The organism is Nonomuraea sp. JJY05 (assembly GCF_043496855.1).
Taxonomy (GTDB): Bacteria; Actinomycetota; Actinomycetes; order Streptosporangiales; family Streptosporangiaceae; genus Nonomuraea.
On sequence record NZ_JBIEIS010000071.1, the window covers coordinates 13199 to 38197 of the forward strand.

Consider the following 24999-nt stretch of genomic DNA (forward strand, 5'->3'; position numbering starts at 1 on the left):
GGGGAGGCCCCGCTTCCCGTCCCCGAGAGCGGGGCGCCAAGGGCGCGTCGCCGGACGGTGTCAGGCGCGGGCCCACTTCTGGTTGGTGGCGCCGGTGCAGCTCCAGATCTGCACCTTGGTGCCGTTGGCGGTGCCGTATCCGGACACGTCCAGGCACTTGTTCGCGCCCACCGCGGTGACGGTGCCGTCGGCGTTGAGACGCCACTTCTGGTTGTTCTGGCCGTTGCAGTCCCAGATGATCACGGCGGTGCCGTCCGCCGTCCCGGCCCCGCTCACATCCAGACACTTACCGCCATAAACCCGCAGCTCACCCGCAGCGGTCGACGTCCACTGCTGGTTGGTCTGGCTGTTGCAGTCCCAGATCTGCGCCTGCGCGCCGTTGGCCTGCGAGGCTCCGCTGATGTCCAGGCATCGACCGGACCCCGCGCCCTTGAACGCACTTGTGCTCCCCGAAGGCTGGCCCTGGGGGCCGGCGGACGCGATCACGGCCTGGGCGCCCGCGGGCCAGGCGCCGTTGGCGACGGTGACATTGTTGTTCACCACATTGCCGCGGTCGCCGTTGGTCACGTTGGTGCTGCCGTTGGTCGACCAGTTGCCGGTGACGGTGAAGTTCCCCATGTTCTCGCCGCCCCAGTAGTTGGCGGTGGCCCAGGTGCCGGTGTTCGACAGCACGTTGCCGGTGACGCTGTAGTACTTGGAGCCCTCGTCGAAGTAGATCCCGAACCAGCCGTTGGTCCGCAGGCAGTGGTTGCCGCTGATCACCGCGTTCGGGTTCCACGACAGCGTGTAGATACAGCCCCCATCGGTCATCTGCTGCATGACGTCATGCACATAGTTGCCGACGAGCTTGTTGCCGGACGCGGTGGTGGGAGTGGTGTAGCGCGGCTGGTAGTTGTACAGGCCGCGGTTGGCGTAGTTGTTGCTGCCGCCCGGCTCGTTGGCGCCCCAGCCGTAACCGATCGACATGCCGGTGTACGGCAGGTTGTAGACCTCGTTGTGTGACACGTCGGTGTTGGTGACGTAGGTGGTCAGGACCGAGACGATGCCCCGGTAGTCCAGGCCGAGGTCGTGGATGCGGTTGTTGCTGACGGTGATGTTCCGGTTGACCATCCGCTGGTCGCTGGGGTGGTGCGCGTCGGCGCGCACGCCGCCCACCACGATGCCGCCGGCCGAGCTCTGGGCGATCTCGGACCGGGTGACCGTGATGTCGGCGGCGCCCAGGCCGACACCGCTGGCGTGCGCGTTGGCGTCGTTGCCGATGCCCACGGCCGTCTGGCCGAGGTTGACGAACCGGGAGTCGGTGAAGGTGATGTTGCCGGCCGCGGACACCTGCACGGCTGCCGGCATCTGGGACCAGTTCGGCCGCGCGGCCTCGAACTGCTGGCACCCCTCCTGGCAGGAGGTCAGCCTGTCGGCGGGCCAGTTCCAGTTGCCCGAGATGTAGGCGCCCGTCTGCTGGTCCGCGTAGCCCTGGTTGCCGCTGGCCCCGAGCCAGGTCGTGCCGGAGAAGGTGATCCCGCTGAACGTGATGTGGTGCGCGGGCGCGTCGTAGGTGCCCCCGACGTTCACCAGGGACTGGAGAATCGGGAGCTCGACACTGACGTTGCTCATGTTCTGCCCGGCAGCCGGGATGTAGTACAGGACGCCGGTGCCGGGGTTGATGTACCACTCCCCCGGCGCGTCCAGGAACTCGTAGGCGTTCTCCAGGTACAGCGGACCCGCCCGGTGCGGCTGCGTGAAGGTGTCGTACCCGAAGGTGTTGTTGTTCCAGCCGGGCTGCTGCATCGTGATGAAGTTCCCGCTGATGCTCTGCACCGTCACGTAGCGGTCCGTGAACGAGCCCACGCTCTCCATCTGGACCCGGTTCTGGTTGGCGAGGTTGTTCAGATAGCTCAGGGCGCTGTTACTGAACCTCAGACCGGTGGTGGTGGCGGTGAAGTCGGACCGGTTCGCGGTCGTACGCGCCCGGGTGGCGAGGGCGCCGTTGACGTACAGCTGCCGGGTGTCGATCCCCGGGCCGACGGTGGGGAGCCAGATGTTCTTCCCCGAATCGGCCACGGTCCATCCGGTGACCGCCTTGGCTCCGCTGATGGCGGGACGGGCACCCGCCGCGGCCTGCCATTTGACGGTGTAGCCGTTGTTCCCCGAATCGGCGGCGGTCAGCCGGAGCGGCGCGGAGAGCCGGTACACCCCGTCGGCCAGTTCCACGACGATGTCACCGGACATCGTGCCGTTCAGCGAACGTACCGCCGCCTGCGCCGCGGACAGCGAGCACGGCTGGGTGGACGTGCACGTGGTGCCGGTGCCGGTGGGTGACGCGTACAGGGTCGTGGTGGCCGCGACGGCCGGGGTGGCGAGGGCGACGAGGGCGAACGTCGCGGCCAGCGCCGCGACGATGCCGATCAGGAACGGTCTCAGCGCCGTGACGGGCGAAGATGACTGCACAGTGGTTCCTTTGGGGGGTACGGGTGTGGCCAGGTCACGCCCTGCTGCTCAGGCAGGTGACGCCCTTCTGAGGGTCTTCGCTTCTAATTACGTTGTGAGTATTGATACCCGTCAAGACCTTAAGCCCGCTTATTTCACCATTTGCACACCGCGGATCCGGCCATGGTTAGCCGTTTTGCGCCATTTACCAGCGGAAATTCCTGAACTTCGTATGCTCGCGCCAATCGCCCTCGCATGAACCGTTCAGATGTGTCGTACTCATGGCCCCAGCCTCTGAAACCTGGGAGGGCGCCCTCATCAGTCATACTTTGCAGGGACGGCGAGGAGGAAGCACGGTGACCGACACCCCGCGCGAGAGCGGATACCGGCCGGGCTACGAGGTGGCGGCCGAGCAGGTACTGGAATTGATCGTCCGGCTCGGCCTGCGTCCGGGTGACCGCATGCCGACCGAGAACGAGCTGGCCCGGCAGCTGGGCACCAGCCGCACGGTGGTACGCGAGGCGGTGAAGATACTCTCCGCCCTCGGCCGGGTACGCGCCCAGAAGGGTCGCGGCCTGTACGTGGCCGACGACGAGGGGATGTTCGGTACCGGGCGCTGGGCCTCCTTCTTCCTCCCGACCGACCTCGACCACGTCTACATGCTGTTCGAGTTCCGCCGGGCGCAGGAGATGGAGACCAGCAGGCTGGCCGCCCGCCGCGCCACCCCCGCGGAGCTGAGGGCCATCGAGGAGGCGGCCGGCCTGTGCCGCCACGGCTTCGATACCGGGCGGGAAGAGCTGTTCAACGAGGGCGACGACACCTTTCACGCCGCCATCGCCACGGCCTCGCACAACATGTTCCTCCAGGTGGCGGTGCGGGAGGCCCGCAGGCTGCAGGCGCAGTCCAACCTCATCGGGCTGAGCGGCTCGGTGGGCGGGCACGCCGCCAAGGCCGTCGAGGAGCACGACGCCATCTACCGGGCCATCCGCGCCGGCGACCCGGAAGCGGCCGCGCAGGCCGCGGCCACGCACATCGACAACACCCTCGACGACTACCGGAGAGAGATCCAGCAGCGCCTCTTCTCCTCCCACTGATCCGGCCCTCCGAACCGGCCCTCCGAACCGGCCCTCCGAACCGGTTCGCCCAGCCGAGCCGGCGGCGGATGAACGTTTCATCGAGCCCGGCCACGAGCGTCGCCGATGAGTGCCCCCGGGCAGGGCCTCCGGCAGGCAGCCGGGCAGGACGGAGCCTTGACAGGCGGTCCGCCCGTCGTATGTGCTTCGCTGTACACCGCTGCCTCCCCCTCCTCACTGAGCTCAGCACGTTGGCGAATCGATTCGCATCCGCTCTCCGAGCGCGGCTGTCTCCGTCTCGCCCTACCTCCAAGGAGTACGACATGCAGCCTTCATCCGTTCCCTTACCGGGCTCCCGGGCGGCCGTCGTCGCAGCTGTGGTGGCGGCGCTGGCGATGCTCTTGGCCACCGCCCTGACCTGGTCGGCACCGGCCTCGGCGGCGACCACGCCACTGGTGGGCGTGGGGTCGGGGCGGTGCCTGGACGTCAGCGGTGCCTCGCAGACGAACGGCGCGCAGACGCAGATCTGGGACTGCAACGGCCAGGCCAACCAGCAGTGGACCTCCACCAGCGCCGGTGAGCTGCGAGTGCACGGCACCAAGTGCCTGGACGTTTACGGCGCCGGCACCGCCGACGGCACCAGCGTGATCATCTGGGACTGCAACGGCCAGAACAACCAGAAATGGCGCCTCAACGCCGACGGCACCATCACCGCGGTCGGCGCGAACAAGTGCCTGGACGTGTCCGCGTACGGCACCGCCAACGGCACCAAGGTCCAGATCTGGGCGTGCCACGGCGGCACCAACCAGAAATGGACCACCGGAGCCGAGCCCACCCCGACGCCGACCCCGCCGCCACCCGGCGCGCGCCCGTGTGACATCTACGCCTCCGGCGGCACGCCGTGCGTGGCCGCGCACAGCACGACCCGGGCGCTCTACGGCTCGTACAACGGCAACCTGTACCAGGTCAGGCGCTCCTCCGACAGCACGACCAGGAACATCGGCGTGCTGACCGCGGGCGGTGTCGCCGACGCCGCGGCCCAGGACTCGTTCTGCGCCGGCACCACGTGCGTCATGACCGTCGTGTACGACCAGTCCGGGCGGGGCAACGACCTGTGGTACCAGGGATCCAGCGTGGTCCCCGGCTCCCCTCAGAGCAGGCCCGCGATCGCGACCACCGAGTCGCTCACCGTCCGCGGCGGCAAGGCGTACTCGCTCTACATCAATCCCGGCAACAGCTACTGGCGGGACGGCCACCTGACCGGCGTGCCCACCGGCAGCGCACCCGAGGGCATGTACATGGTCACCAGCGGCACCCACGTCAACGGCGGCTGCTGCTTCGACTACGGCAACAGCGAGACGACCAGGAAGGCCGACGCCGCCGGCGCCATGGACGCCATCAACTTCAGCACCCAGTGCTGGTTCGGCGGCTGCCAGGGAAGCGGCCCCTGGGTCCAGGCCGACCTCGAATGGGGGCTCTACCCCGGCGGCAGCCAGTCCTGGAACCCCAACCAGCGGGCCTTCCCCCACAAGTTCGTCACCGCCACGCTGAAGAACAACGGCACCAGCCGGTTCGCCATCAAGGGCAGCAACGCGCAGTCCGGCAGCCTGTACACCCTGTACGACGGGCCGCTCCCCAACGGCTACAGCCCGATGAAGAAGCAAGGGGCCATCATCCTGGGCAGCGGCGGCGACTGCTGCAAGCCCGACGGCGGCGCCAACCTCAGCGCCGGAACCTTCTACGAAGGAGCCATGGTCGCCGGTTATCCCACCGACGCCACCGAGAACGCCGTCCAGGCCGACATCATCGCCGCCGGCTATCGCTGACCCGGTCTCACGAACCTCCGGCGAACCCGGACGCCGGCGAGGGGCGCACGACGCTAGGTCTGATGGAAGCCGCCGGTGACCGCCAGCAGCCGTCGCCCGGCGTGTTCCGGCCGGATGTTGGGGCCCTGCGCGGCCCCGGCGTCCGGCCGGCGGGTGAACGCGTTGATCGCGTACTCGTCGATCGTGATGCCGAGGCCCGGCGAGTCGCCGAGGATGAACGCGCCGTCCTCGACGTACAGGTCGAGCGACAGTCCGAGCGGCGGGCGCAGGTCCTGCAACTCGCTGGCCAGGTGGTTGGGCACCGACGTCGCGGCGTGCAGCAGCGCGACCGGCGTGGCGCCGATCGGGCTGACCGGCAGGTCATGGGCGTGCGCCAGCGCGGAGACCCGGAGGAAGTGGGACACCCCCCAGACCACGGCCGTCTGGACGATGTCGACGCCCCCCGCGGCCAGCAGCGGACGGAACTGCTCGAGCCCGGTGAGGTTCTCCCCCGTGGCGACGGAGGCGCGGATCCCGCGACCGACCATGGCCAGGCCTTCGGCGTCCCACCGCCGGACCGGCTCTTCGATCCACGTGAGATCGAGGCTGCGTTCGAGCTCGCCGACGTGACGGACCGCCTGCTTGCGGGTCCAGGCCTCGTTCACGTCGAGCATCAGGCCCGGCCGCGATCCGTGCCCGGCCTCGGTCAGGACGTCCCGTACCAGGGTCAGGCGGTGCCTGTCGCGTTCGATGTCGAGGCCGCCCTTGATCTTGGCCGCGCGCAGACCGTGCTGGGCGTAGACCTGGTAGATCGAGACGAGTTCGTCGTCGGTCACGCCGATGTCGAGGCCTGAGGCATAGGCGGGCACCCGCCGGTCGCGCCCGCCCAGCAGCCGCCAGAGCGGCTCACCGGCCAACTGTGCCTTGATGTCCCACAGGGCGGTGTCGAGTGCGCCGATCGTGCCGAACACGGCGCCGGCGTGGCCCGCCTTGAAGGTCTGCCGCAGCATGCGGTCGTAGAGCGCCGTCACGCCGCGCGGATCCTCGCCCTCGATCGCCGCGAAAATGGTCTCGATCTCCACGTGCGGCCCGAGGCCGATGCCGGTGATCCCCTCGTCGGTGTCCACCATGACGAGCGGCACCGGGACGACTCCGTCGGCGAAGACGCCGTTGGCGTCACCGACGGGACGGCCCCATTGCTGGACCGTGGTCGTGGTCCGATATCCCGTGATCCGCATGTCAGCCCTTCGTGGAACCGGCCGTGACGCCGTCGGCGATCTGGCGCTGGAGGAACAGATAGATCATCAGTACGGGCACGGCGGCGATCAGGACTCCCGAGGCGAAGGTGGGGATGTCGTCGGAGTACTGTCCGCGCAGCGCGTTTACGCCGATCATGAGGGTGCGATGCTCGGGCGACGGCATCATGAGCAGGGGGATGAGCACGTCGTTCCAGCAGAACAGGGCGTCGAGAATACCGACCGACAGCAGCGCGGGAACGCCCAGCGGGAGCATGATCCGCCGGTACACCCCGTACACCGTGTTCCCGTCGATCCTGGCCGCGTCGACGATCTCCGCCGGAATGGTCCTGTAATGGCTCGTCATCAGGAAGACGGTGAACGGGAGGAACTGCGCGACGTAGGCCAGGATCAGTCCCGGGTAGGTGTCGATGAGCCCGCTGTCGGCCATGACCCTGGTGAGCGGGACCATGATCACCTGGAACGGGATGAAGAGCCCGGCGAGACAGCCCAGGAAGATCACCGAAGATCCGCGAAACCGCAGCTGGCTCAGCGCGAAGCCCGCCATCGACCCCAGCAGCAGCAGCAGGGCCACGGCCAATGCCACGACGATGAACGAGTTGACGAAGTATCGCGCCATTCCGGCGCCGGCCCACGCCTCGGCGAGGTTGTCCCAGCGCAGGGAGCCCGCCGGGGCAAACCGGTCGAGGACGTAGTCGCGGCGGGTCTTCATCGCGACGTTGGCGGTGAACACGAGAGGATAGATCGTCGCCAGCGCGAGGACGGCCATGGGGACAGCGGCCACCCACCTGGCCAGACGCCTGCCGGGCATCAGTCCTGCCTCCCCGCGCGGCGCAGCAGGGTGATCTGCAGGAGCCCCACCACGAGCATGACGACGAAGAGGACCGTCGAGGCGGCCGAGGCGAGCGCCGGCTGGTTCATCTGTCCCTGCTGGTGCCAGATGTAGAACTCCGGCAGGTAGGTCGCCCCCTCCGGGCCTCCGCCGGTCATGACGAAGAGCAGGCCGAACATGGACGTCAGCATCCCGATCATCGTGGTCACGAAGACGAACTGAATGGTGCGGGTCAGGCTCGGGATGATCACGTGCCAGATGATCTGGCGAAGCGACGCGCCGTCCACCCGGGCGGCGTCCAGCAGCGAGGCGTCCAGGGTGCTGAATCCGGCGAGGAACACCACCAGGGCCATCCCGAACGTCGCCCAGATGTGCACGCCGACGACCGTGAACATGGCGATGCCCGGATCGCCGAGCCAGTCGACCGGGCCGACGCCGACCGTCCCGAGGACGGCGTTCAACGGGCCGTCGTACCCGAGCATCAGGTTGAAGATCGCACCGACGATGACCGGCGAGAGCACGGCCGGGAAGAAATAGACGCTGCGGTAGACCCGGTGACCCGGCACGCGCAGATAGATGAAGGTCGCGAGCAGACCCGGAATCGCCACCGCCACGGGAAGCAGCAGCACCAGCAGCCCGACGTTGCGCAGCGAGGTGTGGAACAGCGGGTCGCCGGCCAGCTCCAGGTAGTTGCTCAGGCCGACGGGGCTTCCGTTGAGCTCGCCGTCACCCGTGAAGGAGAAGTTGACGCCCAGGACCAGCGGCCACAGCCGCAGGACCATGATGATCAGTACGGCCGGGGCCACCAGGACGTAGGGGGCGAGGCGCTCCGCTCGTGCCCTACGGGCGTCCCGGCGGCGTCCCCGGTGCGTGACGGCCGCTGCGCCGGCCCGCCCGGAGCCGGCCGGGCGGACCAACGGTGACGGACTTCCGACAGGCACGCGGTCAGCCCGCCCGGTCGGAGGCGGCCAGCTGCTCCACAGCCTTGTCCACGGTGGTCGAACCGCTCAGGAGCTGCTGGGACAGTCTTCCCATCAGGTCTAGGGTCTTGGAGGACAGCGCCACGTGCAGGGCGGGCCTGCCGGTCTTGATCTCGGACGCGATCGTGGCGACGGCCGGGCCGGCCTGCGAGAAGTCGATCGTCGTGTCGGACGCGATCGCGCCGGCCTTCGAGTAGAACGCCGTCAAGGCCTCGGTCGAGGTCAGGGATCGCACCAGATCGGCGGCCAGCGCGGGGGCCTTCGTCCACTTGGCGACCGCGTAGCCGATGCCGCCGTCGTACGGGAGGCTGGGGGTGGCTCCACCGGTGACGACGGGGGCCCGCATGACGCCGATCTTGTCGGGCGGCAGGAACTCGCCGAAATCCTTCCAGTGCCCGATGTCCGACATCAGCCCGATGATGTGCGCGGCCTTCCCGGTCTCGAAGACCCTGAAGATGTCGGTGAACATCGCGGTGGAGTTGGCGCCGTCGTTGTTCAGCCCCTTGTCGCCGGCCTCCTTCCACAGCTCGAAGATCCGCCTCACGTGAGGAGAGGTCCAGTCGCGCTTCCCGGCGATCCAGCCGTCGTACTCCTGAGGCGTCAGGACGCCGGACCCGAGGCCCGACAGGAAGAACTGGATTCCGGCGCCTTCCTTGTTGCCGAGCGCGAAGCAGGTGGCCCCGGTCGCCTTCTTGACGGCGGCGCAGCCGCTGACGAACTCGTTCCACGTCTTGGGCGGGTTGGCCGGGTCGAGGCCGGCCTTCTCGTAGAGCGTCTTGTTGTAGTAGATCGGGTGCCCCTGCAGGGTCACCGGCGCGGCGTAGATCTTGCCGTCCTTGCTGAAGGCGTCCCAGCCCGCCAGCCGGCTCTTGTCCTCGGCCACGTACTGGTCCAGCGGAAGGAGCGCGTCGACCCGGTCGCGGATCTGCCCTCCCCCGTTGAAGAGCATGACGTCGGGCCCCTTGCTGGACTGGATCGCCGTGCCGAGCAGGGTGTAGTACTGGTCGAACGGCTGGGCGACGAACTCGACGGTGACCCCCGGATGCCGCTTGGCGAAGTCGGCCCTGGCCTTGTCGATGTAGGCGGCGGCGGCCGGTTCACCGGACTTCCAGTCCCAGACCACGAGCTTCTGCTGCTTCTGCGTGGAGTCTCCGGAGGGTGACGGGGTCCGGGCCGCGCTCCCGCAACCGGCCAGGACCAGTGCGGCGACCATCAAGGCCGACCACAACATTCGCTGCTTCATTGCTGCCCGCTTTCCGGGAGGACCGCTGGACCAGGCGCAAACATAATTCGTATGACGTATAACGTCAATAGGGCTCACGTATACTGAGGCGGTGGCGCCGCCACGTGCCAGGCCACCGGAGGGGTATATGACGGCATCGCAGGAAACGCCTGGCAGCGTCCCGGCGCCACCGGCCTGGGTACGACGTCCTGCCAGTCTCGCCAGAGCGGTGACAGCCGAGCTGGTGGAGCGCATCGTTCGCGGCGTGCACCCGCCGGGGACATCGCTGCCCCCCGAACCCGCGCTCTGCGAAGCCTTCTCCGTGAGCCGCACGGTCGTGCGCGAAGCGGTGAAGATCCTGCAGGAAAAGGGGCTGGTACAGGTCCGCCAGGGCGCCGGCACCATGGTGACCCCGCCGTCGATGTGGGACATGCTCGACGAGCTCGTTCTGGCCGCGACCATCGCCGCGGAAGAGGGCCTGGCGATTCTCGACGACCTCGTCGTCACCCGGCGCGTGCTGGAGTCCGACATGGCCAACGTCGCCGCCCGCCTGGCCGGGCCGGACACCGTGGAGCAGCTGCGGGCGCTGGTGGATCGGATGGACGAGCTCGTGGACGACCCGGTCACGTACGCCGACAGCGACCGTGCCTTCCACGACACGATCATGCAGGCGTCGGGCAACCGCATCGCCCGTGGCGTCGTACGGGCGCTGGAAAGCCAGGTCGTCAGCACCGCCCGATACCTGGGCCGGACCGAGCGGGCGCTGTGCGTGGCGTCGAACCTCGGCCACCGCCGCATCTACGAACGCATCGCCGCCCACGATCCCGGGGGCGCCGCCGAGGCGATGTTCAATCACATCACCGAGGCCTGGATCGTCCGCCGCAGCGGAACGGCCGACCCCGTACGGCTGCGGCGTTAGCGCCCGTTCGCGTCCTCGGAACCGATTCGATCGAGGGCTGTGAAAGTTTCATCGCGACCCGTCAGCGGTGGCCACGGCCGCTTCTCCTGGTCAGACGCCGGAGCGATGGGGTCGTCTCAGGCGCAGGCTCTCGACGTCGAGAAGGCCGAGCCTTGACAGGTCTTGTCACGGTCATATTTGCTCCGCTGCACCATCGCCTCCAGCCACCAGGAAGAAAGGGGATCCCATTACGGCGGCGTTGAGTGAGCGCTAACACTTCAAGAACTCGACCGGCCGGCCACCCATGCCTGCAACCCCGGAAAAGGCGGTGGAAGGTGGCTTCCCTTTTGCGTGTTTCACCCCCCGAGAACGGCAAAGGAATTCGCGTGATGTCGAGGCTCAGATACCTCTTCACCGCTATCGCGTCCGCTGTACTGCTCGTCGTCCTGGCCACGGTGCACACGGCCCTGGGCGAAAGCGCGCCCCCGCGCCTCGCGCAACAGAGCGCCCTCGCGGGCACCGCGGGATGCGGCAGGACCCCGACGCTGAGAAGCGGTCCGCAGTCGATAACGACCAGCGGGAAAAACCGTAACTTTATCCTGAGAATTCCGGACAACTACAACAACAACACTCCCTATCGGTTGATTTTCGGATTCCACTGGAATGGCGGCACCGCCAACGATGTCGACGGCGGCGGAACCAGCGGATACCCCTGGTCCTACTACGGGCTCAGGGCGTTGTCGAACAACACCGCCATCTTCGTCGCGCCTCAGGGCTTCAACAACGGCTGGGCCAACTCGGGCGGTGAGGACGTCACCTTCGTCGACGACATGATCCGGCGGATCGAGGCGGACCTCTGTGTGGACACCTCCCAGCGCTTCGCCATGGGCTTCAGCTACGGCGGCGGCATGAGCTACGCGCTCGCGTGCGCCCGGGCGACGGTCTTCCGCGCCGTGGCGGTCTACTCCGGCGGGCAGCTCAGCGGGTGCAGCGGCGGCAACGAGCCCATCGCGTACATCGGGCTGCACGGCCTCAGGGATCCGGTGCTCAACATCTCCGCGGGCCGGTCGCTGCGTGACAGGTTCGTCAGGAACAACGGCTGCACCCCCCAGAACCCGCCGGAGCCGGCCCAGGGCAGCCTGACCCACATCGTCACCAACTACTCGGGATGCCGGGCGGGGTATCCGGTCGCATGGGCGGCGTTCGACGCCGGCCACACCCCCGGTCCCGTGGACGGGAAGCCCGGCGACCTCGAGCCCGGCGAGAAGTCCTGGACCAGGCCGGTGGTGTGGAACTTCTTCGCGCAGTTCGGAGGTAGCGACCCGAATCCGACACCGACCCCCACGGTCGATCCGCCGGTGACCGGCGCGCTCAAGGGTGCGGGGTCGGGCCGGTGCCTGGACGTCAGCGGCGCCTCGCAGGCCAACGGCGCGCAGACGCAGATCTGGGACTGCAACGGCCAGGCCAACCAGCAATGGGCCGCCACCGGCTCCGGTGAGCTGCGGGTCTACGGCGGCAAGTGCCTGGACGTGAGTGGCGCCGGGACCGCCGACGGCACCGCCGTGATCATCTGGGACTGCAACGGCCAGAACAACCAGAAGTGGCGTCTCAACGCCGACGGCACCGTCACCGCGGTCGGCGCGAACAAGTGCCTGGACGTGTCCGGATACGGCACCGCCAACGGCACCAAGGTGCAGATCTGGAGCTGCACCGGCGCCACCAACCAGAAGTGGGCCCGCGCCTGACAGCCCGTGACAGCTGACCACGCGCCATCGCCGGGACGAGTCATCGCCCCGGCGATGGCCACGAGCACGCAGGCACGTCCACGGTGCACGGCTCGTGCTCGTACCCGACGGAGGCCGACCCCCCGAGGCTTGGAGAACCGAGATGGCTGATTTATCGCGAAGACAAGTGCTGAGATTCGGCGCGGCTGGAGCCGCGCTGTTGCCCTTGCAATGGACGGCCGCGGCCCGGGCCGCGTCGGTGGCGCCCGCGGAGGTGCGCGCCGCGAACGATCTGGCCCTGTGGTACGACGAAAGCGCCGGCACGGAGTGGCTGCGTGCGCTTCCGATCGGAAACGGCCGCCTGGGCGCCATGGTGTTCGGCAACGTCGACACCGAGCGGCTGCAGCTCAACGAGGACACCATCTGGGCCGGCGGGCCGTACGACCAGAGCAACCCGAAGGGCGCGGCGGCGCTGGGGCAGATCCGGCAGCTGGTCTTCCAGAACCAGTGGAGCCAGGCCCAGACGCTTGTCGACCAGAACATGCTGGGCAACCCTTCGGCTCAGCTGGCCTACCAGCCCGTGGGCGATCTGCGACTGACCTTCGGCAGCACCGCCGGGGTTTCGGAGTACAACCGTTTCCTGGACCTGACCACGGCCACCACGACGGTGACGTACCTGCAGAACGGCGTACGGTACCGGCGCGAGGTGCTCGCGAGCGCGCCGGATCAGGTGATCGCCCTCCGACTGACCGCCGACAAGCCCGGCTCGATCACGTTCTCCGCGACGTTCGGCAGCCCGCAGCGGACGACGCGGTCCAGCCCGGACGGCATGACGGTGGCGCTCGACGGCGTCTCCGGCGACCAGAGGGGCCTGGCCGGCAAGGTCAGGTTCCTGGCACTGGCCCGGGCCGTCGCCGAAGGCGGCAGTGTCAGCAGCTCCGGCGGCACGCTGCAGGTGAGGTCCGCCAACAGCGTGACGGTGCTGATCTCCATCGGCTCCAGCTACGTGAACTACAAGGACGTCAGCGGCGACTACCAGGGCATCGCCCGGCGCCATCTCGACGCCGCCGCCGGCAGGACCTACGACGACCTGCGTGGCCGGCACACCGCCGATTACCAGCGGCTGTTCGGGCGCACGACGCTCGACGTCGGCCGCACCCCGGCCGCCGACCAGCCGACCGACGTACGGATCGCGCAGCACGCGAACAGCAACGACCCGCAGTTCTCGGCGCTGCTGTTCCAGTACGGCCGTTACCTGCTGATCTCCTCCTCGCGCCCGGGAACCCAGCCCGCCAACCTGCAGGGCATCTGGAACGACTCGCTGACCCCGTCCTGGGACTCGAAGTACACCCTCAACGCCAACCTGCCCATGAACTACTGGCCGACCGACACGACCAACCTGTCGGAGTGCTACGAGCCGGTGTTCAGGATGATCAACGACCTCACGGTCAGCGGCGCCCGCACGGCCCGGGTGCAGTACAACGCCGGCGGCTGGGTGACCCACCACAACACCGACGGGTGGCGGGGCAGTTCGGTCGTCGACGGCGCGACCTGGGGCATGTGGCAGACCGGCGGCGCATGGCTGGCCACCATGATCTGGGACCACTACCTCTTCACCGGCGACCTCGACTTCCTCCGGCAGTACTACCCGGCCATGAAGGGGGCCGCGCAGTTCTTCCTGGAGACCCTCGTGGAAGAACCGAGCCTCAAATATCTGGTCACGAACCCGTCGAACTCCCCCGAACTGACCCACCACGCGGGCGTCAGCGTCTGCGCCGGACCCACGATGGACAACCAGATCCTGCGGGACCTGTTCAACGGCTGCGCCAAGGCGAGCGAGCTCCTGGGCACGGACGCGAGCTTCCGGGCGCAGGTCCTGGCCACCCGGGACCGGCTCCCGCCGATGCGGACCGGCTCACGCGGCAACATCCAGGAGTGGCTCTACGACTGGGTCGAGACCGAGCAGCGCCACCGGCACATCTCCCACCTCTACGGCCTGCATCCCAGCAACCAGATCACCAAGCGCGGCACCCCCGCGCTGTACACCGCCGCGCGGCGGACCCTCGAACTGCGCGGTGACGACGGTACGGGCTGGTCGCTGGCATGGAAGATCAACTACTGGGCGCGGATGGAGGAGGGCACGCGGGCGCACGACCTGATCCGCGCCCTCGTGACGACGGCCCGGCTGGCGCCCAACATGTTCGACCTGCACCCGCCGTTCCAGATCGACGGCAACTTCGGCGCCACGTCCGGCATCGCCGAGATGCTGCTGCACAGCCACAACGGCGAGCTGCACGTGCTGCCGGCGCTCCCGGCGGCCTGGCCCAGCGGGAAGGTGCAGGGCCTTCGAGGGCGCGGTGGCTACACGGTGGACGCGACGTGGAGCTCCGGCGGGGCCACCGAGATCCTCATCAAGTTCGACCGTGACGGGACGGTGAACGTGCGCAGCCGCATCTTCGCCGGAACCTATCAGGTGGTCGACACCACGACCGGCGACACCGTCAGCGTCACCAAACCCGAGTCCGACGTCGTCAGGCTGACCGGCCAAGCCGGCCGTACGTACCGCATGACCGGGTCCGGTGGCCCCCCGCCGGCGACCTACGTGCGGATCACGAACGCGACCACCGGCCTGGCGCTGGACAGCGGCGGCAATGTCGCCTCCGGGGCGAACCTCAAGCAGTGGAACTGGGACGGCAGCACCAACCTGCAGTGGCAGCTCGTGGACCTGGGCGGCGGCTGGTACCGCATCGTCAACCGTACCAACGGCATGGTCGTCGACAGCTGGGGCAACAACGCCAACGGAGCCAACGCCAGGCAGGCGGCGTGGGACGGCGGCAACAACCAGCAGTGGCGCCTCAACAGCACGGGCAACGGCCGCCAGCAGATCATCAACCGCGCCACCGGCACGGCCCTCGACGGCATGGGCAACAGCACGGCCGGCTCCACCGTGGCCATGTGGACGCCGAACAACAGCACCAACAACCAATGGACCATCACGGGCGTGTGAACCCGACGACGCTCGCGGACCTTCGCATGCGCTTCGCCGCAACCGGCCCCCGGTTGCGGCGAAGCCACGGGCCTATCGACGCGGCTTCAGGAACGCCCGCTCCAGGTCCACTTCTGGTTGCTGCCGCCTGAGCAGTCGTACAGCTGGATCTGGGTGCCGTTGGCAGTGCCTGTGCCGACGGCGTCCAAGCAGCGTCCCGACTGCACGCCGACGATGGTCCCGTCGGAGTTGACGCGCCACTTCTGGTTGTCGCCGCCCCAGCAGCCGTAGATCTGCACCTTCGCGCCGTTCCCGCTGCCGCCGGCGTCCAGGCACTTGTTGCCGTACACCTTGATCTCACCTGCGGAGGTCGAGCTCCACTGCTGGTTGGACTGGCCGTTGCAGTCCCACAACTGCACCTGAGTGCCATCCGTGGTGCTGGCGCCGGGCACGTCCAGGCAGCGACCGGAGGCCACCCCCTTGATCTGGCCATTGTCGCCGGGCGGCGTCGGGGTCACCGTGGGCGTGGGGCCGGGGTTGGCGGCGTTCAGGGCGTTGAGGACCGCGTCGTAGGCGGGTTTCTTGTTGCCGCCGTTGAACAGCAGCGGGCTGGCGTTGGCGCCGAGCCAGGAGTCCTGGTCGCGCACCCCCCACACCGTGATGCCGGCGCAACGGGGCACTGCCAGGCAGTCGTTGGTCACGGCGGCGTAGGTCTGCGGAGAGCCGCCCTGGATGTCCAGCTCGGTGATCTGCACGTCCACCCCGAGGGCGGCGAAGCTGGAGATGGTGGTGCGGTAGTTGCTGTTGTACGGACTGTTGCCGTTGAAGTGCGACTGCAGGCCGACGCAGTCGATCGGCACGCCGCGCTGCTTGAAGTCGCGGACCATGTTGTAGACGCCCTGGGTCTTGGCCCAGGTCCAGTTGTCGATGTTGTAGTCGTTGTAGCAGAGCTTGGCGGCCGGGTCGGCGGCGCGCGCGGTGCGGAAGGCGACCTCGATCCAGTCGTTGCCGGTGCGCTGCAGGTTGGAGTCGCGCCGGCCGCCGGAGTTGCCGTCGGCGAAGGCCTCGTTGACCACGTCCCAGGCGTAGATCTTGCCCTTGTAGTGGGCCATGACGCCGTTGATGTGGTCGATCATCGCCTGACGCAGCGAGCTGCCGGACAGGGACTGCATCCAGCCGGGCTGCTGGGAGTGCCAGGCCAGGGTGTGGCCGCGCACCCGCTTGCCGTTCTGCACGGCCCAGTTGTAGACGCGGTCGCCGTTGGTGAAGTTGAACTGGCCCCGGTTCGGCTCGGTGGCGTCGATCTTCATCTCGTTCTCGGCCGTCACCATGTTGAACTCGCGGCCAGCGATCGTGGTGTACTGCGAGTCGCCGAGCCTGCCCGCGCTGATGGCGGTGCCGAAGTAGCGCCCGCTCTGCGCGGCGGCCGCGCCGAGCGTACTCGCCGCCGCATCGGCGCGGAGCGGCGCCATCAGCGCCATGATCACGGCGAGCACTCCGAGAGCACCGACGATCAGGGACCAGCGTAAGCCGCTCAAGGGCCGCCTGGTTTCAGACGAGGGTATGGCGTTTGCGCCCATGCCTGAGCCTCCATGTCTGAGATACGGAAACGGGAACACGCGGGGACACACCATCAAGGCGTCGCTTGGTGCCTCAGTGTGGGAAATGCTTCCGAAACATGTCAAGGCAGATCTGAAAAGTTTCAGACACATTCGCCTGCCCGCTTCGGCACTACAGGGCCTCAGCCACCCATGATGCGCACCGAAACTTTCGCCTGTTCTTCCTGCGAGGGATGGCAGGCCATGAAAGTTTCATATTTTTTGCCGTGATCAGGACGAAGGGACGGGGCCCGTCGAGTCGCGGACGCTGAGGGTCGTCGCGAGCTGGAGGTGCCGGGAGGCGGGCTGGACGCCGTCCGCCATGCCGAGGACGGTCTCGACCGCCATCCGGCCCATGCCGACGAGAGGCTGCCGGACGGAGGTGAGCCGTGGCGTGGTCCACTGGGTCTGTGGCGTGTCGTCGAACCCGGTGACCGACAGCTCGCCCGGGACCGAGATGCCAAGCCCCTTGGCCGCGGCGAGGACCCCGACGGCGATCTCGTCGTTGCCCGCGACGATCGCGGTCGGCCGCTCGTCGAGCGCGAGCAGGTCATGGCCGTGCCGCAGCCCCGCCTCGACGGAGAATGCCTCGTGGCGGATCAGTGCCCGGTCCGGCGTGACGCCGGCCGAGTCGAGCGCGGCCTGGTACCCGTGGAAGCGTTCCAGCGAGGGGGCGGAGCCCAGCGGGCCGCCGATCCAGGCGATCCTGCGGTGGCCGAGCTTGATGACGTGCTCGGTCGCCGAACGACCGCCCGCCCAGTTGGTGGAGCCGATGCTGACGAGACGCGATTCGGTCGTGTCGATGGGGTCGATCGTCACGATGGGCACCTCGAGCTCCTCCGCGGCGAGGAGCACCGAGCCGGGCACGGCGACGGCGAGCGCGATGACACCGACGACGCCGGACGCCTTCTGCTCCTCCATCCAGGCCCGGGCCGCCGTACGGCTCGCGCTGATCGGCTCGGCGGGCGGCAGGCGAAGGAGGAGCTCGGCCTGCGCGGAGGTCGCTGCCAGGAGTATCCCTTGGAGCACCGTCCCGGCATAACGGGACTCCACGATGTCGACCACCGCGACGAGGGTCCGGTCGCGGGTTCGCTCACGTCGTGCCGCCGTCGGCATGTAGCCGAGCTCGGCCATGACCTCGAGGACATGCTCACGCGTGCCCGCCCCGACATCGCTCCGCCCGTTGAGGACCTTCGAGGCGGTCGCCGGCGAGACGCCGGCCAGCCGGGCGACGTCCGCCAAGGTGGCTCGCTCAGAACGACCTCGCCGTGACATCCGGGCCCCTTTCGCGCTTCGAAACTATTTCGAATCTACCACGGCCCCTTCCCTCCATTGCCGCTCGACATCCTCGCTGCTCCTCCCGTTGACACGAAACAGACACACCACCTAGTGTCCTGGCAGCACCGAACAAGTTGCGAAATAGTTTCGTACCATCTCCAGGACGAGAGGAGAGGCTCGATGCGGCTCTCCCAGAAGACAAGGCTCCTTTCCGCGGTACTCGTGCCGATGCTCGCGCTGACGGCTTGCTCGGGCGGCTCCGGCGGCGGAAGCGCGACCGGCGGCGGCGGTGACCAACAGGTGAAGCTCACGGTCTGGAGCTGGGACGGCACCGTCGCAGGGGCTGTCCCGGGCTTCCAGGCCGCGAACCCGAACATCAAGGTCGAGGTCGTCAACGCGGGCTCGTCCCAGGACGAGTACAAGGCGCTCGACAACGCCATCCAGGCCGGTTCCGGTGTACCTGACGTCGTGATGTTCGAGTACTTCGCCGTGCCCTACTTCGCCATTCCCGGCAAGCTCGCCGATCTCGGCAAGTACGGCGTCGAGAACTTCAAGAAGGACTACGTCCCGGGCGCGTGGAGCGACGTGACGGTCAACGGCAAGGTCTACGCGCTGCCGTCCGACTACGGTCCCTCGGCGCTGTTCTACAACTCGGCCACCCTCAAGAAGGCCGGCATCGACAAGCCCCCGGCGACGTGGGACGAGTACTACGAGGCCGCCAAGAAGGTCCGCGCGCTCGGCGGCGACCACTACATCGCCCAGGACACGGGGGACATCTTCTTCCTGCTCTCGCTCATCTGGCAGGCCGGTGGTCGCCCGTTCAAGGTGAACGGCAACAAGGTGCACATCGACTTCACCGACGAGGGCACGACCAGGGCCGTGGCCTTCTGGCAGAAGATGCTCGACGAGGGCCTGATCAACACCAAGATCACAGGATGGTCTGACGACTGGAACCGGACGCTCAACGACGGAAGCCTCGCCACCCAGACCATGGGCGGCTGGCTGACCTCCACGCTGCCGGAGCGCGCGCCGAAGGCCGCCGGTGACTTCAGAGTCGCCTTGATGCCCCAGTGGAAGCAGGGAGAAAAGGTCGGAGCGGCGAACGGCGGAAGCTCCTTCGGCATCCCGGCCGCGGCCGAGCACCAGGACGCGGCTTTCAAGTTCCTCGAGTACTTCACGCACGGCGCCGGTCTGTCGTCCCGCGTCGACGCGGGTGCCTTCGTGCCGAACACGTCGGTCCTGGACAGCGAGGCGTTCCAGAGCAAGGCCAACCAGTACTTCGGCGACCAGAAGGTCGGCGCGGTGCTGGCCGAGGCCTCGGAGATCGTCGGGAGCGGCTGGCAGTACCCGCCGTTCTTCGAGTGGGCACGCTCGGTCTACGGCGACCTCGCATCGCCGTTCTACACGACGGGCAAGGGCTCGCTCGCCGAGATCCTCGAGCAGTGGAAGCAGCGCTGCATCCAGTACGGCAACGAGCAGGGCTTCGAAGTGGACTAGCGAGCCCTGGGCCACCTCAACGAATCGGAAGGAACACGGACATGGGCCTGGCACGTCGGGTCGACGTCACCACTTCGGCCATGGCGTCGACGGATGCCGCGCGGCATCCGGCGCCGGCTCGCAAGCGCCGCAAGTCACAGATCGGGCTGGCGTTCATAGCGCCTTTCGGGGCGCTGTTCGCCCTGGTGTTCATCGTGCCCATCCTGTACGCCGTCTACCTCAGCCTCTTCCAGGACAAGCTCATCGGGGGCAACACGTTCGTCGGATTCGCCAACTACGGCAAGCTGTTCCACGATCCCCAGTTCTGGGACGGGGTGGGGCGCGTCTTCCGGTTCACGCTCGTCCAGGTGCCGATCATGCTGATCTTCGCCATGGCGCTGGCGCTGGCGCTGGACTCCATGCGGGTGCACGGCACCAGGTTCATGCGGATGACGATCTTCCTTCCCTACGCGGTGCCGGCGATCGTGGCGACCCTCATGTGGGGATTCCTGCTGGGCGTCAAGTACGGCCTGTTCGGCAGCCTCAACGACGCTCTGGGCACGGACCTCGATCCCTTCGCCCCTGACACCACGCTCATCTCCATCGGGCTGATGGTGACATGGGCGTTCACCGGCTTCAACATGCTCATCTTCTACGCCGCGCTCAAGGCCGTCCCCCGCGAACTGTACGAGGCTGCCGCGATCGACGGGGCGAACGAGCTCCAGATCGTCCGCGCGATCAAGCTGCCGGCACTTCGCGGATCCCTGGTCGTCACGATCATCTTCTCGATCATCGGCACGTTCCAGATGTTCAACGAACCGCAGATCCTGCCCTCGATGGTGGCCAACAGCGGCGTCACCACGTTCTACACGCCGAATCTGTACGCGTACAACCTGGCGTTCACCGGGTCCCAGCAGGGCTATGCGGCAGCACTCGCGCTCGTCATGGCAGCGATCACGATCGCCGTCGCCTACGCCGTCCAGATCAGAGGGTTGAGGAATGCACCCGAGCAGTAGCCGCCGGCTGTACACGGTGGAGAATCCCAGGAAGAGCACGACTCTCACCGTGATGACAGCTCTGTTCATGTTGTACTGCCTGCTGCCGCTCGTGTGGCTGGTCATCAACGCGACGAAGTCGCAGGCCGACTTCGTGTCATCGTTCGGGCTCGCCCCCGGTCGCGAGTTCGCCCTGTGGGACAACATCGTGGAGGTCTTCAGCTACCAGGACGGGATCTTCTCCCGGTGGCTGCTCAACACCGTTCTCTACGTCGTCGTGGGTGCGAGCGTGTCGACCTTCCTGGCCGCCCTCGGCGGGTACGCCCTGGCGAAACTCGATTTCAGGGGCAAGCGGGTGTTCCTCTTCGTCGTCCTGGGATCGATCTCGGTCCCCGGCATCGCCCTGGCGATCCCGCAGTTCCTGCTCTTCGCGCACGTCGGCTTGACCAACACCCCGTGGGCGATTCTCATCCCGTCCTTCATCAACCCCTTCGGGTTGTACCTGATGTGGGTGTTCACGGCCGAAGCCGTGCCGAACGGCCTGCTGGAGGCCGCGAAGATCGACGGTGCCGGGGAGTTCAGGACCTTTCTCCAGATCGCGCTCCCGCTGCTCGCACCGGCGAGCGTGACGGTCCTGCTCTTCTCGTTCGTGTCGATCTGGAACAACTACTTCCTGCCGTTGATCATGCTCAAGGATCCCGCCTGGTATCCGCTGACCGTCGGCATCAACCAGTGGAACAAGCTGGGCTCGACGGCGGGGAACGGCGCCCTCATCCAGAATCTCGTGATCACGTCCGCGCTGCTGACCATCGTCCCGTTGATCATCGCATTCCTCAGTCTGCAGCGGTACTGGCAGTCGGGCCTGTCACTGGGCGCCGTCAAGGGCTAGCAGCACTCCATCCGCCAACGTTTTCCTGAAGAGAAGTGAGACCATGACCCGATTGCTGATCGACGGCAGGCTGTGCGACGAGAGTGCGCTCCCGCACGCCTGGAGCAGGTGCATCGGCGCCGGACGGGCGAACGAGGCGCTGCGCGCGGACTGGCGGCAGCAATTCGCCGACGTCGTGTCCGCGTGCGGATTCCAGTACATCCGCTTTCACGGCGTCTTTCACGACGACATGTTCGTGTACCGGGAGAGCTACGGCAGCGGTTTCGGGCCGAACACGCCCCTTGCCGCGCCCGCGTACACGTTCAGCTATGTGGACAAGGTGTTCGACTTCATTGTCGACAGCGGGGTCCGCCCATTCGTCGAGCTGGGCTTCATGCCGCGCGAGCTGGCGACGGTAACAGAGACGGTGTTCTGGTGGGGCGCTCACTGCAGTCCGCCCAAGGACATGGCGCGCTGGGTCGAGCTGGTCACGAGGTCGGTCGAGCACTGGATCGATCGGTACGGCCTCGCCGAGGTGCGGGAGTGGCGGTTCGAGGTGTGGAACGAGCCGAACCTGGTTCCCCACTTCTGGACCGGCACGAAGACCGAGTACTTCGAGCTTTACGAGCAGACCGTGAGGGCGATCAAGAAGATCGATCCCGCGTTGAAGGTGGGCGGGCCCGCGACGAGCGTCTTCGTGCCCGACGACCGCTACAAGGGCGAGGGCGAGGACCGCTCCGCGATGCTCGAGACGGCCGCCGCGGCCGACGTGGACTCGCTCGACTGGCGCCCGGTGTGGATCGAGGACTTCATCGCCTGGTGCGCGGAGCGCGACCTCCCCGTCGACTTCATCTCCACCCACCTGTACCCCACCGACTTCGCGTACGGCGCCAACGGCGAGGCTGTGCAGATCACCCGGTACGCCGATGCCACGTTCGACGACCTCACCCTCCTTCGCGAGCTCGTGAACAACAGCGCCTATCCCGATGCGGAGATCCACATCACGGAGTGGTCGACGTCGCCGTCGGCCCGCGACTTCATCCACGACACGCTGTTCGCGGCGACCTCCATCACGCGGTCGTATCTGAAGTGCGCCACCCTCGCCGACTCGATCGCCTACTGGACCTTCACGGACGTGTTCGAGGAGGGCGGCGCCGGGATGGGACCCTTCCACGGCGGCTTCGGCATGGTGAACGAGGGCGGCATTCACAAGCCCACGTTCCACGCTTTCACGATGCTGGAGCGGCTCGGCGACCGGCTGCTCCTCGCGACGTCCGACGGGGTCGTGACCCGCGACAGCCGGACGTCCGCCGTGTCGGCGGTGTTCTTCAACTACCCCGAGGACATGGCCACGAGGGGTGTCGGCTCGCAGAACTCCTACCCGGCGGCACGCGCGCTGGCCGAGATGGGGCCGAGCCGCAGGATCCGCCACTCGATCGGCGGGCTGGAGCCCGGCACCACCTTCCTCGTCGAGGTCATGGACTGGGAGCACGGGAACGCCGCCGAGGCCTGGTACCGGCTCGGTTCTCCCCTCAACCCGTCCCGAGCCGAGAGCGAGCACCTGAGCCTGGTCGCCGACTCGCTCCTCAGGTTCACGCTGACGGTGCCCGACAGCGGCGTGCTGGACCTCGATGCCGAGCTCGCGCCATGGGCCGTGATGTCGTTGAGGCAGTCGGCATGACCGCATCGCAGCCCGCCGAAGCACGCCCCACTACCGATCGGCAGCTCGCCGGCCGGCAAAGCTGACGCGGCGGCGCAGGTCAGGGACGCAGGCCAACTGGAACCGCCGTCACCTTCGGCTTCCAGGCCACCTACAGCGGCACGAACGCCGTACCCACGCAATTCGCCCTCAACGGCACGGCCTGCACCCTCGCCACGTAGTGTCGTACGTCTGACACATGGGTGCACCGCCGCAGCGGTGCACCCATGCGGCGCGCAACGTCAGGTGCGGGTCCAGCGCTGGTTGGCGCCGCCGTTGCACGACCAGATGGTCAGCTTGGTGCCGTTGGCGGTGGCGTTGTCCGGCACGTCCAGGCACTTGTTCGCCCCCACGGCGGTGATGGTGCCGTCGGAGTTCAGGCGCCACCGCTGGTTGTCCTGGCCGTTGCAGTCCCAGATGATGACGTTGGTGCCGTCGGCGGTGCCCCGGCCGTACACATCCAGGCACTTGCCGCCGTAGACCCGCAGCTCACCGCTCGCGGTCACCGTCCACTGCTGGCCGGGCCGGCCGTCGCAGTCCCAGATCTGCGCCTGCGCGCCGTTCGCCTGCGAGGCGCCGGAGACGTCAAGGCACCTGCCCGATCCCACGCCCCTGATCGCACCCGTGGGCGGAGGAGTGACGATGCCCCCGCCGGTCACGACGTACATGGCCGCACCGTGTCCGGGGACCGACGCGCTGATCGTCCCGGACGAGGAGGACGTCGTGTGCGCCCACAGGTCGCGCACCGAGTAGGAGGAGGCGGGCCCCAGCCCCAGGGCGGAGGCGGTGGTGGAGACCGTCGAGGTGGAGGTGCCCCGGTTGAGCAGTACGACCGCGACCGAGCCGTTCGACATCGGCTTGCGCCAGACCTCCAGGTTGCCGTTGTCACTGATCTTGTGGCCCTGCCTGCCACCCCAGTCCTGGTTGACCGCGATGACCTCGGTGTTGGTGAGGATCGTGCGCGTGTCGGCGCTCATCGTGCGCAGGTCGTTTCCGGCGATGAGCGGCGCGTTCAGCAGCGACCACAGGCTGAAGTGCGCGCGTCCCTCCGTCCCCGTCACGCCGCCGACGCCCACCTCCAGCATGTCCGGGTCGTTCCACCCGCCGGGGCCCGAGTACGCGTCGAGCCCGACCTGCCGGTCCAGGATGCCCGTGATCGAGTTCCAGTTCGCCGCGATGTCGCCGGTGTTGCGCCAGGAGTTGCCCACCGGCATCCCCCACGTCCACACGTTCTCCTGCCCCCAGTTGCACAGGCTGTACACGATCGGACGCCCGGTGGCGGCCAGCGCGTCCCGCATGGCCGTGTACCGCTGCTGCCCGTTCAGGCCCCGGTGGTCACCGCAGTTGTCGTACTTCAGGTAGTCGATCCCCCAGGACGCCCACAGCGCCGCGTCCCGCCGCTCGTTGCCCAGGCTGGCCGGGTAGCCCGCGCACGTCGTGGTTCCGGCCGAGGAGTAGATGCCGAGCTTGAGCCCCTTGGAGTGGACGTAGTCGGCCAGGGCCTTGATCCCGTTGGGGAACTTCTGCGGATCCGGCACCAGGTCACCGTTGGAGTTGCGGCTTTTGGTGGACCAGCAGTCGTCGATGTTGACGTAGGTGTAGCCCGCCGCCGCCATGCCGCTGGAGACCATGGCGTCGGCCGTCTGACGGATCAGCGAGTCGTTGACGTTGCAGCCGAAGCTGTTCCAGTCGTTCCAGCCCATCTGGGGCGTGCGGGCCAGGCCGTTGTCCAGCGCGGCGACCGGCGACGTCCCGCCGCCGATCGCGACGACGGAGCCGGCTGCGAGTACCGCCGCCACCGCCAAGCCGAGAATTCTGCGCATCTGATTCCGCTTCCTACCAGGGTGTCGGGGAGATCTCCGGGGGACGGGTGCCCCTGGAGGGA

General features: G+C 67.8%; 17 protein-coding genes and 1 pseudogene. 10 read left to right on the forward strand and 8 right to left on the reverse strand.

Annotated elements, in window-relative coordinates; all coding sequences use genetic code 11:
- Positions 1-60: 60 nt before the first annotated feature.
- The gene (locus ACFKCF_RS57400; RefSeq protein ID WP_394505422.1) at positions 61-2445 is read right to left on the reverse strand and encodes an RICIN domain-containing protein; all 2385 of its coding nucleotides are present in this window, start codon (positions 2443-2445) and stop codon (positions 61-63) included.
- Between the two features lie 335 nt (positions 2446-2780).
- Here ACFKCF_RS57400 and ACFKCF_RS57405 point away from each other — a divergent pair, with 335 nt between their 5' ends.
- Both ACFKCF_RS57405 and ACFKCF_RS57410 read left to right on the forward strand, forming a co-directional pair.
- Positions 2781-3518, forward strand: a complete 738-nt coding sequence (locus ACFKCF_RS57405) for a FadR/GntR family transcriptional regulator (RefSeq protein ID WP_394505424.1) — start codon at positions 2781-2783, stop codon at positions 3516-3518.
- Positions 3519-3820: 302 nt separating this feature from the next.
- The gene (locus tag ACFKCF_RS57410; protein WP_394505426.1) at positions 3821-5323 is read left to right on the forward strand and encodes an arabinofuranosidase catalytic domain-containing protein; all 1503 of its coding nucleotides are present in this window, start codon (positions 3821-3823) and stop codon (positions 5321-5323) included.
- Between the two features lie 53 nt (positions 5324-5376).
- On the opposite strand, the gene ACFKCF_RS57415 is transcribed toward ACFKCF_RS57410, so the two are convergent.
- From ACFKCF_RS57415 to ACFKCF_RS57430, 4 genes are all read right to left on the reverse strand, one after another.
- On the reverse strand, positions 5377-6540 hold the full coding sequence (locus ACFKCF_RS57415; protein ID WP_394505428.1) for a mandelate racemase/muconate lactonizing enzyme family protein: 1164 nt from the start codon (positions 6538-6540) through the stop codon (positions 5377-5379).
- A 1-nt stretch (position 6541) separates the two neighbouring features.
- On the reverse strand, positions 6542-7369 hold the full coding sequence (locus ACFKCF_RS57420) for a carbohydrate ABC transporter permease (protein ID WP_394505430.1): 828 nt from the start codon (positions 7367-7369) through the stop codon (positions 6542-6544).
- On the reverse strand, positions 7369-8196 hold the full coding sequence (locus tag ACFKCF_RS57425) for a carbohydrate ABC transporter permease (protein WP_394505432.1): 828 nt from the start codon (positions 8194-8196) through the stop codon (positions 7369-7371). The genes ACFKCF_RS57420 and ACFKCF_RS57425 overlap by 1 nt, the downstream gene beginning before the upstream one ends.
- Positions 8197-8335: 139 nt before the next feature.
- Positions 8336-9613, reverse strand: a complete 1278-nt coding sequence (locus ACFKCF_RS57430; RefSeq protein WP_394505434.1) for an ABC transporter substrate-binding protein — start codon at positions 9611-9613, stop codon at positions 8336-8338.
- Positions 9614-9821: 208 nt separating this feature from the next.
- Between ACFKCF_RS57430 and ACFKCF_RS57435 the strand changes: the two genes are divergently transcribed.
- The 3 genes from ACFKCF_RS57435 to ACFKCF_RS57445 all read left to right on the forward strand — a co-directional run bounded on the left by ACFKCF_RS57435 (position 9822) and on the right by ACFKCF_RS57445 (position 15221).
- A complete protein-coding gene (locus ACFKCF_RS57435) occupies positions 9822-10511 on the forward strand; it encodes a FadR/GntR family transcriptional regulator (RefSeq protein ID WP_394505436.1) in 690 nt (229 codons plus the stop codon).
- A 368-nt stretch (positions 10512-10879) separates the two neighbouring features.
- Complete coding sequence (locus ACFKCF_RS57440; protein ID WP_394505438.1) at positions 10880-12235, forward strand: RICIN domain-containing protein; 1356 nt, start codon at positions 10880-10882, stop codon at positions 12233-12235.
- Between the two features lie 199 nt (positions 12236-12434).
- On the forward strand, positions 12435-15221 hold the full coding sequence (locus tag ACFKCF_RS57445) for a glycosyl hydrolase family 95 catalytic domain-containing protein (RefSeq protein WP_394505440.1): 2787 nt from the start codon (positions 12435-12437) through the stop codon (positions 15219-15221).
- An 86-nt stretch (positions 15222-15307) separates the two neighbouring features.
- Here the strand turns inward: ACFKCF_RS57445 and ACFKCF_RS57450 are convergent, their stop codons facing one another.
- Together ACFKCF_RS57450 and ACFKCF_RS57455 are read right to left on the reverse strand one after the other, a co-directional pair.
- Positions 15308-16738, reverse strand: a complete 1431-nt coding sequence (locus ACFKCF_RS57450) for an endo-1,4-beta-xylanase (protein WP_394505441.1) — start codon at positions 16736-16738, stop codon at positions 15308-15310.
- Between the two features lie 291 nt (positions 16739-17029).
- A complete protein-coding gene (locus tag ACFKCF_RS57455; RefSeq protein WP_394505443.1) occupies positions 17030-18040 on the reverse strand; it encodes a LacI family DNA-binding transcriptional regulator in 1011 nt (336 codons plus the stop codon).
- 216 nt (positions 18041-18256) lie between these two features.
- Between ACFKCF_RS57455 and ACFKCF_RS57460 the strand changes: the two genes are divergently transcribed.
- The 5 genes and pseudogenes from ACFKCF_RS57460 to ACFKCF_RS57480 all read left to right on the forward strand — a co-directional run.
- Positions 18257-19573, forward strand: a complete 1317-nt coding sequence (locus tag ACFKCF_RS57460) for an ABC transporter substrate-binding protein (protein ID WP_394505445.1) — start codon at positions 18257-18259, stop codon at positions 19571-19573.
- A 41-nt stretch (positions 19574-19614) separates the two neighbouring features.
- Complete coding sequence (locus ACFKCF_RS57465) at positions 19615-20568, forward strand: carbohydrate ABC transporter permease (RefSeq protein WP_394505447.1); 954 nt, start codon at positions 19615-19617, stop codon at positions 20566-20568.
- A gap of 52 nt (positions 20569-20620) precedes the next feature.
- A complete protein-coding gene (locus ACFKCF_RS57470; protein ID WP_394505449.1) occupies positions 20621-21436 on the forward strand; it encodes a carbohydrate ABC transporter permease in 816 nt (271 codons plus the stop codon).
- 43 nt (positions 21437-21479) lie between these two features.
- Positions 21480-23096, forward strand: a complete 1617-nt coding sequence (locus tag ACFKCF_RS57475) for a beta-xylosidase (protein WP_394505451.1) — start codon at positions 21480-21482, stop codon at positions 23094-23096.
- 104 nt (positions 23097-23200) lie between these two features.
- Positions 23201-23296: pseudogene (locus ACFKCF_RS57480) on the forward strand (hypothetical protein); the annotation flags it as partial.
- A gap of 60 nt (positions 23297-23356) precedes the next feature.
- Here the strand turns inward: ACFKCF_RS57480 and ACFKCF_RS57485 are convergent.
- A complete protein-coding gene (locus tag ACFKCF_RS57485) occupies positions 23357-24937 on the reverse strand; it encodes a lectin (RefSeq protein WP_394505453.1) in 1581 nt (526 codons plus the stop codon).
- Between the last annotated feature and the right edge of the window lie 62 nt (positions 24938-24999).